Here is a 16,378-nt window from a genome sequence, read left to right on the forward strand (position 1 = left end):
TTGATCCGCCGCCTGTTCGCAGGCAACCCGCCTTCCCCGCCCGACCCGACCCTGTGGGCCGGCGTGCGCCGTCGCGCACGCTGGATCGGTGCACTCGACGACGCACGCGACGCACGCCTGCAGGCACTGGCCGCGCGCTTCCTGCGCGACAAGGCGATCACGCCGGTCGGCGGGCTCGAACTCGACGACGCCGCGCGCATGACGCTGGCCGCCGTGTGCTGCCTGCCGCTGCTGGAGTTCGGCGAACAGGGCCTGCGCGGCTGGTCGCAGCTGATCGTCTATCCCGACGCCTTCCGCGTGAACCGCAGCCACGTCGACGCGGCCGGCGTACTGCACGAGTGGGAGGACGAGCTGATCGGCGAAGCCTGGGACAGTGGCCCGCTGATCCTGTCGTGGGCCGACGTGCAGGCCGACCTCGACGAACCGGACGCGGGCTTTTGCGTCGCGGTGCACGAGATGGCGCACAAGCTCGACGCGCTCGACGGCGCGCTCGACGGCACACCGCCGCTGCCGCGCCCGTGGCAGCGCGAATGGGCGCGGGATTTCCAGGCCGCGTTCGACGGCTTCGTCGCCCAGGTCGACCGCGGCCGACGCACCGCCATCGACGCATACGCGGCCGAGGCGCCGGAGGAGTTCTTCGCGGTGTGCAGCGAGTATCACTTCAGCGATCCTGCGACGCTGCGGCGCGCGATGCCGCGGGTGGCCGACCACCTCGCGCGTCTGTACGGAAAACCACCGCTGGCGTAGGAGCGCCCCATGGGCGCGATTGTCGTTTGCGGGCAACGCATCGCGCCCATCGGGCGCTCCTACGCGGGACTAACGAACCTACAGTCCCGGCGGCAGCGTCACCTGGAAGCGTGCGCCACCCAGTTCCTGCGAGGGCCCGACGCTCAGTTCGCCGCGATAGCTGCGCACCAGGTCCTGCACGATCGACAGGCCGATGCCGTGGCCCTGCACCCGCTCGTCGCCGCGGACGCCGCGTTGCAGGACATACGCGATCCGGTCCTCGGGAATGCCCGGGCCGTCGTCGTCGACGACCAGCACCAGGCCCGGCCGCCGGTTGGGCTGGCTGGCGCCCGGGCCCGCGGTCAGCAGCACCCGCGACTTCGCCCACTTGAAGGCGTTCTCGAGCAGGTTGCCGAGCAGTTCCTGCAGGTCGCCGAGCTCGCCGTAGAACTGCACGCCCTCGTCGATCTCGAATTCGCAGATCACGCCCTTGCCGGCGTAGATCTTCTCCAGCCCGCGCACGATCTGCTCGGCGTGTGGCTCGATCGCCACCGGCGCGGCGAACAGCTTGTGGCCGGCGGACGCCGCGCGCCCGAGCTGGTAACCCACCAGGTCGTTCATGCGCCGCACCTGGATGTCGACCTCTTCGCGCAGTTCGGCTTCGCTGGCGCCGTTGTCCAGGCGCGTGCGCAGCACCGCCAGCGGCGTCTTCAGGCTGTGGGCCAGGTCGGACATCGTGTTGCGCTGGTGGTCTAGGTTCTCGCGCTCGCTCTCGACCAGCGCGTTGATGCTGTCGGTCAGCGGCTGCAGCTCACGCGGATGATGCTCGCTCATGCGGTTGGCCTGGCCGCGCTGCACGCGCTTGAGTTCGCTGACCACGTTGCGCAGCGGCCACAGGCTCCAGCGCAGCACGAACGTCTGCAGCAACAGCAGCACCACGCCGGCAACCCCGAGGTAGCCCCACAGCGCCGTGCGGTACACGCGCACCTGGCGCGCCAGCGTGCCTTCGTCCTCCATCACGTAGACCGTGTAGGGGCGTTCGATCTCGACCTCGCTGCTGCTGTCCTGCACCGCCGCGGCGCCGATGCCGTAGCGGAACACCTCGCCCGGCTCGCCGTTGGTCTTGACGATCGGCAGCGGGCCGCGGAACTCCTCCTGGTTCGGCGCCAGCAGTTCCGCGTCGGGCAACTGCGGGCCGCGGGTGGACATCGACTGCCACGACTGCTGGCCGTCGGCCAGCACGATCACCGCGTACAGCCCGCTGCCGGGCTGGTCGAAGCGCGGGTCCGGCGGCACTTCGGGCACGAAGATGTCGCCATTGCGGAAGAACTCGACGCCGCCGACGTAATTGTAGGCGTAGGCCTTGAGGCGATCGCGCTGCACCTGGCCGGCGACGTCGACGAAGGCGCGGTCGAGCGCATACCCGGCAAGCGCGAGGAAGGCGACCAGGCCCAGACTCGCGGCCATGAGCTGGCGCGCCTGCAGCGAACGCGGCCGCCACGGCAGCAACGGCTTGCGCTGCCCGGTGTCGTGCTTGTCGGATCGTCCAGGCAACGGCGCCTCGCGGTGGTTGCGGATGTCGCGTGCCACGCCGCCGGCGATGGTCGCGGCGGCGTGGGCCTGGGTGGATTATGGCCGCGACGCGGCGGGGTTTCAGCCTTCGTTGCTGCGCGGGATGGCGAAGCGGTAGCCGCGGCCGCGCACGGTCTCGATCGGCTTGAGCACGCCGTCCGGATCGAGCTTCTTGCGCAACCGGCCGATGAAGACCTCGAGCACGTTGGAGTCGCGGTCGAAGTCCTGCTGGTAGATGTGCTCGGTCAGGTCGGCCTTCGAGACCAGCTCGCCGGCATGCATCATCAGGTACTCGAGCACCTTGTACTCGTAGCTGGTCAGGTCGACGTTGCTGCCGTTGACCGTGACCGTCTGCGCGGCAAGGTCGAGCACCACCGCGCCGCATTCGAGCGTCGGCTTGCTCCAGCCGGCGGCACGGCGCACCAGCGCGTTGACGCGCGCCAGCAACTCCTCGACGTGGAACGGCTTGACCAGGTAATCATCGGCGCCCTGCTTGAGGCCGTCGACCTTGTCCTGCCAGCTCGACCGCGCGGTGAGGATCAGCACCGGGAACTGCTTGCCTTCCTCGCGCAGCTGCTTGACCAGCTCCATGCCCGACATCTTCGGCAGGCCGAGGTCGATGATGCCGACGTCGAACGGCACCTCGCGGCCCATGTACAGGCCTTCCTCGCCATCCTGCGCGGCATCCACCGCAAAGCCCTCGCGCTTCAGGCGCGCGGCGAGGGTCTCACGCAACGGGGCTTCGTCTTCGACGAGGAGGATTCGCATCGGCTACTCCAGAGGTGATGGTTCGAGGGCAACCGTGCCCGGTCGATGTGTCTTGCTTTGTGGAAGCTTGGAAGCTCAGTTGTCGTCATCGCGTGTAGGGGGGCGATTGCGCTGCTGCGGGTCGTCCATGTAGACGCGGATGCGGCCACGCTCGTCCATCACCTTGATGCGGTTGACGTCGCGGCCATCGGACTGCACGCGCTCGGCGTTGATGACCCGGCCGCGGGTGCTGCGCTCGATCCTGCGCACCGAATCGGCCATCTCGTCGTCGCGGCGCTGCCGCCGCGCTTCCTGCTGCCGGGGCTCGGGTGGCCGGGCTTCGCCCATCATCGGCCTCTGCCGGGGTGCGTCGCGCACGGCGTCACCCCTTCCACCGCGGTCGCCCTGGCCGGTCTGGCCGCGGTCATGGCCGCGCCCCGAGTCCTGCGCCCACGCACCCGCGCTGGCCAGCGACAGCATGCCGGCAGCGATCAATGGCAGGAGGAACGGACGGATGGACATGATCTGCAAGACTCCGGGCGTGGTGCCTGACGGGACAATGGGGACGATGATTCTCGAAAGGATGCGGTGAACAGGCCTTAACTTTTCGTTTTTCCAGGCAGGGGCATTCAGTCGCGGTCGCACCTCAGTAGATCTCGGCCACGCAGCAGCGCAACGATCCGCCGGCCGCTTCGATGGCGTCCAGCGGCACCGGGCGCAGGTCGAAACCGGCACCGTCCAGCACATCGCGGCTGGCCGCCGACAGCGCTGCCGCCGCGCCGGCGCTCATCCAGGCGGTGCCGGACGAGGCGGAAATGGCATTGCCCGCGAACGCGGCGTGCTCGGCTGGCGCCAGCATCGCTGCGTGCGGCGCGTACAGCGCGGCGATTGCCTCCACCGCGGCCGGCTCGGCAAATCCGCCCGGGCACACCAGCGCCGCCCGCCCCGCCAGCACCGCCAGCACCACGTTGGTGTGGTACTCGCCCGGCGCCAGGTCGAACATCAAGGTCGCACGCAGGCCGAAGGCGGCGTGCATCAGCCGCGCGCCGGCCTCGTCGCAGCGCTCGGACAGGCCGCAGAAGCCCAGGCCGCGGGCGCGGTCGATCACCAGCGCGCCGGTCAGCTCGCAGGGGTGCGGCTGGGTCGACAGGTCGGCTTCCACGTAGCCCAGCGTGTCGCGGAAAAAGCCGCGGATGTCATTGCGCCCGGCTTCGCGCTGGCGCACGGGATGGCGCATCCGCCCGACCACCAGCCGGCCCGGCGCGGTGGCAAAGACGTTGTTCGGGAACAGTCCGTCGGGCGCCGCCGGATTGCCAGCGAAGCACAGCGTCGGCAGCACCGATGACAGCGCCGCCTGCAGGCCTCGGTGCTGGGCCCCGGCGCGCGCCGCGTCGAAACCGCCGGCGTCGGCCATGTAGCGGTTGTCGCTGGCCGACTCGTCGGCGCGGGCGAAGCCGTCGGGCGACACCAGGAACGCGGCCTTCGCGGTGACCGGGCCGAAGTCCGGCGCGCAGCCGCGGGCGAAGTCGAGGAACGCACGCGCGTCGCGGGTGATCATGCCGCCGCCTGCTCACTGTGTTCGGTCAGCGCGAGCGCCGCCTCGACCAGCGACCAGTCGGCGCCCGGCCGGTGCGCGCCTTCGCTGAGCACCTGCCGGAACGCGCGCCCGCCGCGCTCGCCGTGGAACAGGCCGAGCAGGTGGCGCGTGATGTGCTTGAGGAACACGCCCCGGGCCAGCTGAGCCTCCACGTACGGCCGCAGCGCGCGCAGCAGCTCGCCGCGCGTGCGCAGTTGCCCGCCGAACCAGGCCACGTCGAGCCGGTGCAGCAGGTAAGGGTCGTGGTACGCGGCACGGCCGAGCATCGCGCCGTCGGCGTGGTCGAGGTGCGCGGTGGCTTCTTCCTGCGTGGCGATTCCGCCGTTGACGACCACCGCCAGCTCCGGCCGCTCGCGCTTGAGCGCGTAGGCCCAGTCGTAGCGCAGCGGCGGCACCTCGCGGTTCTCCTTCGGGCTCAGGCCCTTGAGCCAGGCGTTGCGCGCGTGGACCACGAACATGCGGCAGCCGGCCGCGGCGACCCGGTCGACGAAATCGCGGAACACCTCGTAGCGATGGTCGTCGTCGACGCCGAGCCGGCACTTCACGGTCACCGGCACCGGTTTCTCAAGCGCCGACACCGCTTCGATCATCGCCGCCACCGATTCGGCCACCAGCCCGGGTTCACGCATCAGGCAGGCGCCGAAGCGCCCGGCCTGCACCCGGTCGGACGGGCAGCCACAGTTGAGGTTGATCTCGTCGAAACCCGCCTCCGCCCCGATCACCGCCGCCTGCGCCAGCAGCACCGGCTCGCTGCCGCCGAGCTGCAGCGCCACCGGATGCTCGAGCGGATCCAGCGCCAGCAGCCGGTCGCGATCGCCGTGGATCACCGCGTTCGCATGCACCATCTCCGTGTACAGCCGCGCATGCGGCGCCAGCAGCCGGTGGAACACGCGGCAGTGGGTGTCGGTCCAGTCCATCATCGGCGCAACGGACAGGCGCAGCCAGGCCCCGTCGGGCTGCGGGTTGGATGGCGGCTGGCCGGGGACGGTCATCTCAAAACAGGGCCGTGCGGGCGGAAGGCGCCATTCTCGCCGGTCGCGATTGGCGGGTCCATTCGTGCCGGGCAGTGAACCCGGCCATCCTCGGATCGCTGAACAGGTTCCATTCTCATCGAGAAGGCCAGCGCTTGTGGACGTTGCAGTCGGCACCATGTATTAGGGGAATCGACGGCACGCGCAGGGATCCGGCGGGGAAACTCAAGGCGGGAGATGACCATGCAATCTCGAATTCTGGCAGCCATCGTGACGGCGTGCCTCTTCGTCAGCGGCGCCGCCTGGGCGGACAGCGATTGTGTCGCTCCGGCCGGCGAGTGGCAGTCGCGAGAGGTGCTACGGCAACAGGTCGAGCAACACGGCTGGACGGTCCGGCGCATCAAGGTGGATGACGGTTGTTACGAGGTCAGGGGCACGGACCGCCTCGGCAACAGGTTCAAGGCCAGATACGCGCCTGACTCGTTGCAGATCCGCGAGCTGGAAATCCACTTCAGCGATGGCGGCGAAGCGTCCGACTATCTCGACCGCAGCTGGAAAGTCAAATGACGATTCAAACCTGGCGAACGCCTGCAACCGCGCCAGGGCCACTTGCATCCAACGCCATGGAATCGCCTTCAAACCCGCCTCGAGCGCGCCCTTTCGGCTCGCAATACCGACCAGCCATTGCATCCACCCGGAGATCCACCATGAACAAGACAGCTGCTTCGCTTTTGCTGGTTGGCGCCCTTGCACTGCCAGCGCTGGCGGATGCGCGCCCGGTGACCTTGACCACCCAGATGAAGGATTACGGTGGCGACGGCGCGTACCTGGCGATTTACGTGACCGACGCCAAGGGGCAGTACAAGAAGACGCTCTGGGTGTCCGGCAAGAAGGCCAAGTACTACAAGAATTTGCGCGACTGGGCACGCGGCAGTGGCATGAAGGCCAGCGAGTTCGATGGCGTGAGCGGCGCCAGCGTCGGCAGTGGGCGCACATTGAAGGTAACCGTTGAAGTGGCGGATGCGCTGATCGATGCGGGCTACGAAATACGCGTGGACAGTGCGGTCGAAGACATGCGCGACCACCCCGGCGAAGTGCGTGCGCCGCTGACCACCGCAGGCGCCGGCAAGCCGGTGGCCGGGCGCGGTTACGTCAAGTCCCTTACCTACACCATGTGACCGCGAACCGGCCGCAAGACATCCCCCTGCGATGATGCGTCAACTGCATTCGCTGGTTGGCCTGGTTGCGGCCGTGCTGCTCGTGGTGCTGGCGATCAGCGGTGCCATCCTGTCGCTCGATCCAGCGCTGGATCGACTCGGCGCCACGGTGCCCGCCAGAGGCCAGTTCAGCGTGGCGACGCTGGCCGGCCGGGTTGCGCAGCACTATCCCGGGGCGGAGCAGATCCAGCGCACGCCCTCGGGCACGATCCTGGTGTACTACGACCGGGACGGCCAGGTTGGCGTCGATCGGGTCGACCCGCTGACCGGACAGGGCATCGGACCCCATGTGCCCTCGGCATTCTCGCGCTGGCTGAAGAACCTCCACCGGTCGTTCCTGCTGGACACGCCCGGGCGTGCGGCCGCGGGCATCCTGGCGCTGATCATGCTGATGCTGGCGATCTCCGGGATCGTGTTGCTGGTGAAACGGCTTGGCGGCTGGCGGCACGTTGCCGGTCCATTGCGAGGCACCCTGGTGCAGCGCTGGCACGCATACGTCGGGCGGATCGTGGTGTTGGGGCTGCTGCTCTCGGCACTGACCGGCATCTACATGTCGGCGGTCACTTTCGAATTCATGCCCGATGGCGCGCAGAACGATCCGGACTTCCCATCCGTCGTGGCCACCGGTCCGGCGGCGGCGGTCACGGCACTGCCGGCCCTGCAGGCAGTCGACCTGAGTGACTTCCGCGAACTGGTCTACCCCTATCCGGGCGACGCGTCAGCCGTCTATTCGCTGTCGACCACCCAGGGCGACGGGTACGTCGATCCGGTCAATGGCGCCCTCCTGTCCTACCTGCCGCATGACGGCATCGGCAGCACCCACGAGTGGATCCATCGGCTGCACACCGGCGAAGGCCTGTGGTGGCTTGGCCTGCTGCTGGGCCTGTGCGCGCTCAGCGTGCCCCTGATGAGCGTGACCGGTACCTTGACCTGGTGGCAGCGGCGGCGATCGATGCCGCGGATTGCCGGAAACAGCGGCGCACAAGCGGCCGACGCCATCATCCTGGTCGGAAGCGAAAACAACAGCACGTGGGGGTTCGCCGCCACCCTGCATGACGCGCTGACCCAGGCGGGCCTGCGCGTGCATACGGCCGCGATGAACCAGCTGGCAAGCGAGTATCGCCAGGCAAAGTGGCTGTTCGTCCTCACCGCCACCTACGGTGACGGCGACCCGCCCAGTTCGGCGCAGCGGTTCCTGGCGCGCCTGCCGAGGCTCAAGGTGAATCCCGACACCGGCTTTGCCGTGCTGGGTTTTGGCGACCGCCAGTTCCCGCAGTTCTGCGGGTTTGCCCGGGACGCGGACGCCGCCCTGCACGCGCAGGGCTGGCACCGGTCGCTGGACCTGGAGACCATCGACCGGCAATCGGGCCAGGCATTCACCCGCTGGGGCAACGCCGTGGGCAAGCTACTCGGTCGCGACCTGAGCTTGCTGCATACGCCCGTGCGCCCGCGGACGCGCAGCTTCGAGCTGATCGAGCGCGTCGACTATGGCCAGGAGGTACAGGCCCCCACCAGCATCCTGCGCTTCAGGGCGGTCGCCCGCGAAGGCGTTGCAGGCCGGCTGACGCGCCTGCTCGGGGGCAATGGCCTGCCGCGTTTCGAAGTCGGCGACCTGGTCGGCATCCTGCCGCCCGGCAGCGCCATACCGCGGTTCTATTCGCTGGCCAGCAAGTCGGGTGACGGCTTCCTGGAGATCTGCGTGCGCAAGCTGCCCGATGGCGTGTGTTCGCAGTTCCTGCATGGCCTGGACGTTGGCGGGCGCATCGATGCATTCATCCAGTTGCACCCGGACTTCCGCCCGGCGTCGGGCAAGGCCGCCGTCATCCTCATCGGTTCCGGCACCGGGATCGGGCCATTGGCCGGCTTCATCCGCAACAACACCGGCAAACACCCGATGTACCTGTACTGGGGCGGGCGCGACCCGGCCTCCGATTTCCTCTATGAGCCCGAACTCGGCGCGTACCTGGCCGATGGCCGGCTCACCGCGCTGCACGCGGCCTTTTCCCGGGTCAAGGACGGCGCCTACGTGCAGGACAAGGTGCTCGGCGACGCCCCGCAGATGCGCGAGCTGATTGCGGCCGGCGCCCAGGTGCTGGTCTGCGGCAGCCGCGGCATGGCAAAGGGCATCGCCCAGGCGCTGGATGAAATCCTCGCCACCGTGGGCCTCGACGTGCAGACGCTGAAGAAGCAGGGACGCTATCGTGAAGACGTTTTCTGAAACCCCGCAACCATCCCTCCCCTCCCTGCAGCGCCACGCCCTCAGCGGCGAGACGATGGGCACCCGCTACAGCGCGGTTTTCTTCGCCGGGGCCGGAATCGATGCATCCGCCGTCGGCGCCGCCTTGTTTGCGGCCGTGGACAAGGTCGACCGGCAGATGTCCACCTGGAAATCCGATTCGGACCTGAGCCGCCTCAATGCGGCGCCCGCGCAACAATGGATCGCCCTGCCCGGGGAACTCATGGCGGTCCTGGACGCCGCCCTGCGCGTTGGCGTGCAGTCGCACGGCGCGTTCGACATCGGCGTCGGTGATCTCGTCGATGCCTGGGGTTTCGGTCCCGCGGGGCCGGTGCCGGATGAAAGCCGGATAGGCGCGCTGAAGCAGCGCGTGCGTCGCTCCGCATCCGACATCCTGGAGATCGATCAGGTTCAAAAGCGGGCCCGCAAATCCGCGCCGATCGCGCTGGATCTTTCGGGCATTGCCAAGGGCTACGGCGTGGATGCGCTGGCCAGCTGCCTGGACGGTCTTGGAATCACCCGCTACCTGGTCGGCATCGACGGGGAAATGCGTGCGAGGGGCCACAAGCCCGACGGGCGGGCCTGGGCCATTGCCATCGAGAAGCCGGTGGCCGGCGTGCGCGAAGCCATGGGCGTGATGGAGCTGGCAGATGCCGCCATCGCCACCTCGGGCAACTATCGACACCGGGTCGAATTGGCCGGCACGCAGCATGCCCATACCATGAACCCATTGGACGGCCAGCCTGCAAGCAACCGGCTCGCGTCGGTCACGGTGGTGATGCCAAGCTGCATGCTGGCCGATGCCTGGGCCACCGCGTTGCTGGTGCTGGGTGAAACCGCGGGCGTGGAACTGGCGCAGCGGCACGGCATGAATGCCTTGTTCGTGCTGCACGATGGCGACGGCCTGCGGCAGATATCCATCGTTGACGGGCAGCGCGAGCCGTAGGCACGAATCGCCCCGCGAAGGCGTCCGCACGGCTTCCGGGATCCAGCAACGGTCGCCGCATGTCGACCCAGAGGCAGCGCGGGCTCCCGCCCTCGATCATTCCGCGCGCGGCGGGCGCTGTTCGACGAATCGCGCGAACGCGGCGACGGTCTCCGCGCTATGGCGATGGTCGTCGTCGACGCCGAGGCGGCACTTCACCGTGACCGGCACGGCGTCTCCAGCGTGGAGACGGCCTCGGGGACGGGCCGCCGCCCGGCGCTGCTAGACTCGCCGCCCGCGCCTCCGGAGACGACCATGTTGCGAATTCTGGCCATCCTGCCGTTCCTGTGGGCCGGAGCCGCCGCCGCGGCCGGGCCGGTGTTCGACGTGCACGTGCACCTGCATGACGGCGAGAAGTCGCTGCTTGCCTACGAGGCCGAGGCCGAGGCGGCCGGCATCGAACTGTCGGGACTCGGCGCGATGTGGTTCGGCGGGCCGCACCAGGCGCTGCAGGGCGACCTCGACGAGATTCGCGCCGGCAACGACAGCGTGATCGCCCTGGCGGCGAAGCACCCGGAGGTGGTGCCGATCGCCACCGTGCATCCCTACGACGGACAGGCGGCGCTGGACGAACTCGAGCGCGTTGCCGCGGCCGGGATCGGTGTCCTGAAGATCCACGCCCACACGCAGCGTTTCGACGTGTCCGATCCGCGGGTGGAAACCCTGGTGCGGCACGCGGGCAAGCTCGGGATGGTCGTACTGACCGACAACGCCAACATCCTGCCCGGGGACAGCGAGAAGCTGTTCAACCTCGTGGTGCGGGTGCCGGAAACGAAGTTCATCCTCGCCCACATCGGCGGGTTGAACTTCCGGTTCTGGAACATCCTCGCGCTGGCCCGCACGGCCGACGGTTTCGCGATGGACAACCTGTACTTCGACATCTCCGGGCCGGTGCTGCTGGCGGCCGATTCACCGATCGAGGCGGAGTTCGTGTGGACGCTGCGCAACGTCGGCATCGACCACGTGCTGCTCGGCTCGGACTATCCGCAGATGGGGCTCGACGACGCGGTGGACGCGCTGGAGAAGCTCGACCTGACCGATGAGGAGAAGGCGAAGATCCGCGCCGGCAACGCCCTGGAGCTGCTGCGGCGGGCGCCGGCGAAGGCCTGAACAAAGCTTCATCCCCGCGAAGGCGGTAAACGCGAAGCGCGCGGAACGGCCGCAGGACGGCTGCGAGTGGGCGGGCGCAACGAGTCCCCATGGACGGTGCCGGTTGAAAGCAAAGTCCATGGATTCCCGCCTTCGCGGGAATGACGACTGGGAGCGGCCCAGCACTTCGGCTAGCGGCGCTTCTCGACGAACCGCGCGAACGCGGCCACCGTTTCCGCGCTGACGTGGTGCTCGATGCCCTCCGCGTCGCGGCGCGCGGTGTCGGGGTCGATGCCGAGCGCGAGCAGGAAGGCTTCGACCACCTGGTGGCGTTCGCGACTGGCCTGGGCGAGGGCCTCGCCTTCCGGGGTCAGGAATGCGCCGCGGTACGGCTTCTGCACAACAAAGCCGGCCTTCACCAGGCGCTTGAGCATCTTCGCCACGGTCGGCTGGGCGACGCCCAAGCGCGCGGCGATGTCGACCTGGCGCGCCTCGCCGCCGTCGCGGATCAGGTCCGAGATCAGTTCGACGTAGTCCTCGACCAGTTCGAGGCGGTGCGCCTCGCGCACCTGGCGGAAGCTTTCGGCGTGCAGGTCGGCGTCGATCAGCGGCGGCGGGGATGGCTTGGGCTTCGGCATGCCGGCTCGCGTCGGGTTGCGCGGACGCCCGCGGCGCCGGATGGGCCGCGGGGAACGCTAGGTTACCGCAGCCGGGATAGTGCTTGCTTCGCAACATAGCAGAGGCTATAAACACGTTTTCCCCGCACGGATGGCGCCCGCTCCGTGGATCGCGAAGTCGCTCCCCCGCCCCGCGCCACCGACTCCGGCTGGCGCTTCAGCCGCGACGCGCGCACCGGCGCCAGCCTCGGCGCGATGAACGCCAGCGTGCGGGTGCCGACGCAGGGCCAGTGGCTGCGCCGCTTCCTCGCGTTCCTCGGGCCGGGCTACATGGTCTCGGTCGGCTACATGGACCCGGGCAACTGGGCGACCGACCTGGCCGGCGGCTCGCAGTTCGGCTACACCCTGCTGAGCGTGATCCTGCTGTCGAACCTGATGGCGATCGTGCTGCAGGCGCTGGCCGCGCGGCTGGGCATCGCCACCGGGCGCGACCTCGCCCAGGCCTGCCGCGACCACTACCCGCGGCCGGTCGCCTTCGTGCTGTGGGTGGTGTGCGAGGTCGCGATCATCGCCTGCGACCTGGCCGAGGTGATCGGCACCGCGATCGCGCTCAACCTGCTGTTCGGGATCCCGCTGGTGGCGGGCGCGATCATCACCGCGGTCGACGTGTTCCTGGTGCTGTACCTGATGCGCCACGGCTTCCGCGCGCTTGAGGCCTTCATCATCGCGATGCTGCTGGTGATCTTCGCCTGCTTCGGGATCCAGATCGCACTGGCCGCGCCGCCGGTGGCCGAGGTGCTGGGCGGCTTCATCCCGCGCGCCGAAGTGGTGACCAACCCGGCCGCGCTGTACATCGCGATCGGCATCATCGGCGCCACGGTGATGCCGCACAACCTGTACCTGCACTCGTCGATCGTGCAGACCCGCGACTACCCGCGCGACGACGCCGGCAAGCGCATGGCGATCCGCTGGGCGGTAACCGACAGCACCATCGCGCTGATGCTGGCGCTGTTCATCAACGCGGCGATCCTGGTCATGGCCGCGACCGTGTTCCACAAGGCGGGACATACCGACGTGCAGGAGATCGAGCAGGCCTACGCGCTGCTGTCGCCGATGCTCGGCGTGGGCATTGCGTCGACCCTGTTCGCGGTCGCACTGCTGGCCTCGGGCGTCAATTCCACGGTCACCGCCACGCTTGCCGGGCAGATCGTGATGGAGGGCTTCCTGCACCTGCGCATGCCCACGTGGGCGCGGCGCTTGGTCACGCGCGGCATCGCGATCGTCCCGGTCGTGGTGATCACCGCGCTGTACGGCTCCGAAGGCACGGCCAAGCTGCTGGTCTTCAGCCAGGTGCTGCTGTCGATGCAGCTTCCGTTCGCGGTGATCCCGCTGGTGCGCTTCGTCACCGACCGCGAAAAGATGGGGCGTTTCGTGGTCAAGCCGTGGCTGGCGTCGCTGGCCTGGGTGATCGCGGCGATCATCGTGGCGTTGAACGTGAAGCTGCTGTTCGACACGTTCGCCGGCGGTTGAGCGGCGGCGTCAGCCGCCGGCTTTCGACTGGCGTTTCGCCTTCGCCTGGCCGTCCGCACCCGGCGATTCGTCCTGCGCCGGCGCTGCCACTTCGGCGGGCGGGCGCCCCCAGCGCGCGTAGCTTGCGGTGATGTCCTGCTTCAGGCGCTGCACGGCGTCCGGGCGCGCGGCGATGCCGGCCTGTGCAGCGACCGCGGCCCAGCCTTCCTCGCGCGACCGCCCCCACGCCTCGACCAGCGCCCGGCAAGGACGCCCGAGCACCTGCGCCAGCGCGCAGGCGTAGTAGACGTCACCCGGCGCCCAGTTGCGCTGGTCGACCAGCTCGGTGACCAGCGCGCGCGGCGCGGCGTGGTAGCGCACCAGCTCGTCGATGAACGCGCCGCGGTAGCGCGCGCCGTAAACGTTGATGTCGGCCAGCTGGCTGTCGATCCAGGCGTCGCCGCTGCGAGGATTCCAGTCGAATGCGTGCTCCTGCGCCAAGCCGGTGCCGGACAGCAGCAGGCACGCGGCCAGCACGAGCGCACGACGCGCGGCGGCAGTGATGGAAACGCGGGAAGCGGGCATGTCGATCCTCACGGGCATCAGGGTACGCGCGGCGACAGCATCGCGTCATCCCGTCCCGGCAGCGGCCGGCCGCGCGAATCTCGCGACTGCAGGCGCCCATCCGGCGTCAGCACGAAGGTTCGCTGCCCGCCCTGCTCGCCCTGCAATCGCAGCAGGTCCGCTTGCTGGCGCCATTGGCCGCGCTCGACGAAGCGCATGCCGGCAGGGCCGGCGCGGTAGGTTTCGACCAGCAGGTAGCGGCGGTCGTCACCCGTGCGCTCCAGCGCCAGGACCACATCGATGCCTCCGCAATCGGCGCAGGGGCGGCTGCCATGCCATTCGGCCCGGCCGTCGCCTTGCCCGAGTCCGGGCAGCGGCGCCGCCCCGGGCGCGCAGCCGGCGGCGATGCACAGCAACGGCACGATCAGCAGGCGCAGGCGCATGCCGGGGATTGTGCGCAAGCCGGGCCGGTGATGCACGCCATTTGCACGCGTCCGTGACGCGCGCCGGGGTAGCGTGCGGACCATGGTGGAGCGCAGCGAAGATCCGTTCAGGAGGACGCCCATGGCCGGCTCGAGACGCGCGCGCGCGCCGCGATCGCGGCGGTGGCTGGCCTGGCTGGTCGTGATCGTGGTGCTGCTGGGCGCCTACGCGATTGCCCTGCGCTGGGTGACGCTTCGGGTCGAGTCCGGCGTCGAAGCGAGCATCCACCCACCGGCGGCCAGGCCGTCGCTGCGGAATCCCGACGAGTAGACCGCCGCAGCCGCGCACTCGCGTTGCCGGACGCGTGAATCGGCGGACGCGTTGTTCAGGGCTCGCCTTCGCGCCGGCTGTGGTCGCGATCGTCGCCGCTCCGGCAGCGACGGCGCCCATCGCAATCCGCGCCGCCGGCGTGCCGTTGCAGCGCGCCGTCTTCCGCATCGGCATCGCCACGCGCCACGTCGCGCATGGCGCCATGGCGATTCATGCGCTGCTCGCGAAAGTACACCGCCCGGCCATGGGCATCGCGGCGCACGCGCGCAGGCGCATCGCCGCCGGCATGTCCGCTGGCCTGCGCCGGCGACGCGAACCGCGGCACCGGCCCGTCGCCATCCCTGTGACCCGCAGCTGCGCACGCCGACAGCGCGAGCGTTCCCGCAAGCGCGGCGCCCGCGAGCCAGCGCGGCTGCGTTCCCTTCGACATGTTCCCAGGCGTTGGCACCCTTGCACCATGGCGCAGCCGGGGTGAAGGCAGGCTCATTCCAGCGCTGCTTCAGGCATCGGCCAGGGCAGATATCGCGGCCACCGCTTCGGGCAATCCGGCCGGAGAATGCACGCTGCGCATGCGCTCGCTGCCGGCGTCGATGCTGGCCTCGTTCTCGTGGCTCCAGGTGGTGTGGTACGGCATGTGCACGCCCCAGCCGCCGAGCGAAAGCACCGGCGCGATGTCCGATCGTAGCGAGTTGCCAACCATCACGAACTGCCCGGCGGCGATGCCGAACTCCTCCAGCAGTCGCGCGTAGGTCGCCGGATCCTTTTCGCTGACGATCTCGATGCGCCGGAACAGGTCGGCAAGCCCGGAGTCGCGCACCTTTGCTTCCTGGTGGAACAGGTCGCCCTTGGTGATCAGCACCACGTCGTGCCGCGCGGCAACCGCGGCGACGGCATCGCGGATGCCCGGCAACAGTTCCACCGGGTGTCGCAGCAGGTCCTTGGCCAGGCCGACGATGCGGCTCACGTCCGCGGCGCTGACGCGCTGGCCGGTGATCTCCACCGCGGCCTCGATCATCGACAGCGCCATGCCCTTCACGCCGTAGCCGAACCACGCCAGGTTGGCCTTCTCGAACGCGTACAGACGCTCGGACACGCGCGCGTCGGTGACGTCGACATAACCGCCGACGATCTGCTCGAACTCGAGCTGCGCAGCGTCGAAATAATCCTGGCTGCGCCAGAGCGTATCGTCGCCATCGAAGGCGACCATGCGGATGCCATTGCCCATCGGCGCATTATGCCGCGGCGCGGATCCCGGCCGATGCCTGGCCCGGCCACCCGGGTGTCCAGCCTTCGGCCATGTCGCGGCCGCCGGAGCGCGGCGATGCGTACGGCCAGCAAAAAGGGCGACCCGAAGGCCGCCCTTGCATGCGGCGCGGGAAGATCCCCGCCCGCGTCGCGTTCTCGCGGTTACTCGCCGCCGTCGTCGGCGCCGGCGCCGGCATCGCCGGCGGCCGCATGGGCCTTGTACTCGTCGGCGGTGAGCTTGCCGTCGGCGTCGGCGTCAGCCGCGTCGAACACCTGCGCCAGCGCCGGCACGGTGGCGACTTCGGCCTTGCTCAGGCTGCCGTCCTTGTCCACGTCCAGGTCGGCCCAGGTGACCTGCTTGGGCTCGGCGGTCGGCGCGGCGCTCGGCGCGGCGTCCTGTGCGGCACCATCGTCCGTCGTCGGCGCGGTCTGTGCGAATGCCAGCGGCATGGCGGCAGCGGCGACGATCGCGATCAGGCCGGACATCTTGGTTGCGTGCTTCATCGTGTTCTCCATGGATTGTGTGTTCGAGGTTGGATGTTCGGGGACG

19 protein-coding genes are annotated in these 16,378 nt (G+C 69.4%); 8 read left to right on the forward strand and 11 right to left on the reverse strand.

Annotation, left to right across the window (positions count from 1 at the left end):
* Nucleotides 1-747: a M90 family metallopeptidase gene (locus H570_RS0112080; protein WP_027080963.1), complete on the forward strand. Its 747-nt coding sequence runs from the start codon at nt 1-3 to the stop codon at nt 745-747.
* Nucleotides 748-825: 78 nt separating this feature from the next.
* Here H570_RS0112080 and H570_RS0112085 read toward each other — a convergent pair whose 3' ends face one another.
* From H570_RS0112085 to dusA, 5 genes are all read right to left on the reverse strand, one after another.
* Nucleotides 826-2,211: an ATP-binding protein gene (locus H570_RS0112085; RefSeq protein ID WP_027080964.1), complete on the reverse strand. Its 1,386-nt coding sequence runs from the start codon at nt 2,209-2,211 to the stop codon at nt 826-828.
* A 168-nt stretch (nt 2,212-2,379) separates the two neighbouring features.
* Nucleotides 2,380-3,066 (reverse strand): response regulator transcription factor, encoded by a 687-nt coding sequence (locus H570_RS0112090; RefSeq protein ID WP_027080965.1) that lies wholly within the window; start codon nt 3,064-3,066, stop codon nt 2,380-2,382.
* Between the two features lie 75 nt (nt 3,067-3,141).
* Nucleotides 3,142-3,567 (reverse strand): hypothetical protein, encoded by a 426-nt coding sequence (locus H570_RS18300; protein ID WP_156899959.1) that lies wholly within the window; start codon nt 3,565-3,567, stop codon nt 3,142-3,144.
* A 124-nt stretch (nt 3,568-3,691) separates the two neighbouring features.
* The gene (locus tag H570_RS0112100) at nt 3,692-4,603 is read right to left on the reverse strand and encodes an arginine deiminase-related protein (protein WP_027080966.1); all 912 of its coding nucleotides are present in this window, start codon (nt 4,601-4,603) and stop codon (nt 3,692-3,694) included.
* Nucleotides 4,600-5,634: a tRNA dihydrouridine(20/20a) synthase DusA gene (gene dusA, locus H570_RS17450; RefSeq protein WP_051176355.1), complete on the reverse strand. Its 1,035-nt coding sequence runs from the start codon at nt 5,632-5,634 to the stop codon at nt 4,600-4,602. The genes H570_RS0112100 and dusA overlap by 4 nt, the downstream gene beginning before the upstream one ends.
* A 222-nt stretch (nt 5,635-5,856) precedes the next feature.
* On the opposite strand from dusA, the gene H570_RS0112110 reads away from it, so the two are divergent.
* From H570_RS0112110 to H570_RS0112130, 5 genes are all read left to right on the forward strand, one after another.
* Nucleotides 5,857-6,180 carry a PepSY domain-containing protein gene (locus H570_RS0112110; RefSeq protein ID WP_027080967.1) on the forward strand — a complete coding sequence of 108 codons (324 nt, stop codon included), beginning with the start codon at nt 5,857-5,859 and terminating at the stop codon, nt 6,178-6,180.
* 140 nt (nt 6,181-6,320) lie between these two features.
* Entirely contained in the window at nt 6,321-6,791 is a 471-nt protein-coding gene (locus tag H570_RS0112115; RefSeq protein WP_027080968.1) for a DUF2271 domain-containing protein, read from the forward strand.
* A 31-nt stretch (nt 6,792-6,822) separates the two neighbouring features.
* A complete protein-coding gene (locus H570_RS0112120; protein ID WP_027080969.1) occupies nt 6,823-9,048 on the forward strand; it encodes a PepSY domain-containing protein in 2,226 nt (741 codons plus the stop codon).
* Nucleotides 9,032-10,012, forward strand: coding sequence for an FAD:protein FMN transferase (locus H570_RS0112125; RefSeq protein WP_211219109.1), 981 nt, complete (start codon nt 9,032-9,034; stop codon nt 10,010-10,012). The genes H570_RS0112120 and H570_RS0112125 overlap by 17 nt, the downstream gene beginning before the upstream one ends.
* Before the next feature lie 294 nt (nt 10,013-10,306).
* Complete coding sequence (locus H570_RS0112130; protein ID WP_027080971.1) at nt 10,307-11,161, forward strand: amidohydrolase family protein; 855 nt, start codon at nt 10,307-10,309, stop codon at nt 11,159-11,161.
* Between the two features lie 170 nt (nt 11,162-11,331).
* Here H570_RS0112130 and mntR read toward each other — a convergent pair whose 3' ends face one another.
* Nucleotides 11,332-11,778 (reverse strand): manganese-binding transcriptional regulator MntR, encoded by a 447-nt coding sequence (mntR, locus tag H570_RS0112135; RefSeq protein WP_027080972.1) that lies wholly within the window; start codon nt 11,776-11,778, stop codon nt 11,332-11,334.
* A 234-nt stretch (nt 11,779-12,012) separates the two neighbouring features.
* On the opposite strand from mntR, the gene H570_RS0112140 reads away from it, so the two are divergent.
* Nucleotides 12,013-13,287: an Nramp family divalent metal transporter gene (locus H570_RS0112140; RefSeq protein ID WP_211219121.1), complete on the forward strand. Its 1,275-nt coding sequence runs from the start codon at nt 12,013-12,015 to the stop codon at nt 13,285-13,287.
* A 9-nt stretch (nt 13,288-13,296) separates the two neighbouring features.
* On the opposite strand, the gene H570_RS18305 is transcribed toward H570_RS0112140, so the two are convergent.
* Both H570_RS18305 and H570_RS18310 read right to left on the reverse strand, forming a co-directional pair.
* Nucleotides 13,297-13,851, reverse strand: a complete 555-nt coding sequence (locus H570_RS18305) for a hypothetical protein (RefSeq protein WP_156899960.1) — start codon at nt 13,849-13,851, stop codon at nt 13,297-13,299.
* 17 nt (nt 13,852-13,868) lie between these two features.
* Nucleotides 13,869-14,273, reverse strand: coding sequence for a copper resistance protein NlpE N-terminal domain-containing protein (locus tag H570_RS18310; RefSeq protein ID WP_027080974.1), 405 nt, complete (start codon nt 14,271-14,273; stop codon nt 13,869-13,871).
* Between the two features lie 121 nt (nt 14,274-14,394).
* On the opposite strand from H570_RS18310, the gene H570_RS0112155 reads away from it, so the two are divergent.
* Complete coding sequence (locus H570_RS0112155) at nt 14,395-14,583, forward strand: hypothetical protein (protein ID WP_027080975.1); 189 nt, start codon at nt 14,395-14,397, stop codon at nt 14,581-14,583.
* Between the two features lie 55 nt (nt 14,584-14,638).
* On the opposite strand, the gene H570_RS0112160 is transcribed toward H570_RS0112155, so the two are convergent.
* The 3 genes from H570_RS0112160 to H570_RS0112170 form a co-directional block, all read right to left on the reverse strand.
* Nucleotides 14,639-15,013 carry a hypothetical protein gene (locus H570_RS0112160; protein WP_027080976.1) on the reverse strand — a complete coding sequence of 125 codons (375 nt, stop codon included), beginning with the start codon at nt 15,011-15,013 and terminating at the stop codon, nt 14,639-14,641.
* Nucleotides 15,014-15,082: 69 nt separating this feature from the next.
* A complete protein-coding gene (locus H570_RS0112165) occupies nt 15,083-15,808 on the reverse strand; it encodes an HAD family hydrolase (protein WP_027080977.1) in 726 nt (241 codons plus the stop codon).
* A gap of 182 nt (nt 15,809-15,990) precedes the next feature.
* The gene (locus H570_RS0112170) at nt 15,991-16,332 is read right to left on the reverse strand and encodes a hypothetical protein (RefSeq protein ID WP_027080978.1); all 342 of its coding nucleotides are present in this window, start codon (nt 16,330-16,332) and stop codon (nt 15,991-15,993) included.
* Nucleotides 16,333-16,378: the final 46 nt, after the last annotated feature.

This window comes from Luteimonas mephitis DSM 12574 (assembly GCF_000422305.1).
GTDB classification, from domain to species: domain Bacteria; phylum Pseudomonadota; class Gammaproteobacteria; order Xanthomonadales; family Xanthomonadaceae; genus Luteimonas; species Luteimonas mephitis.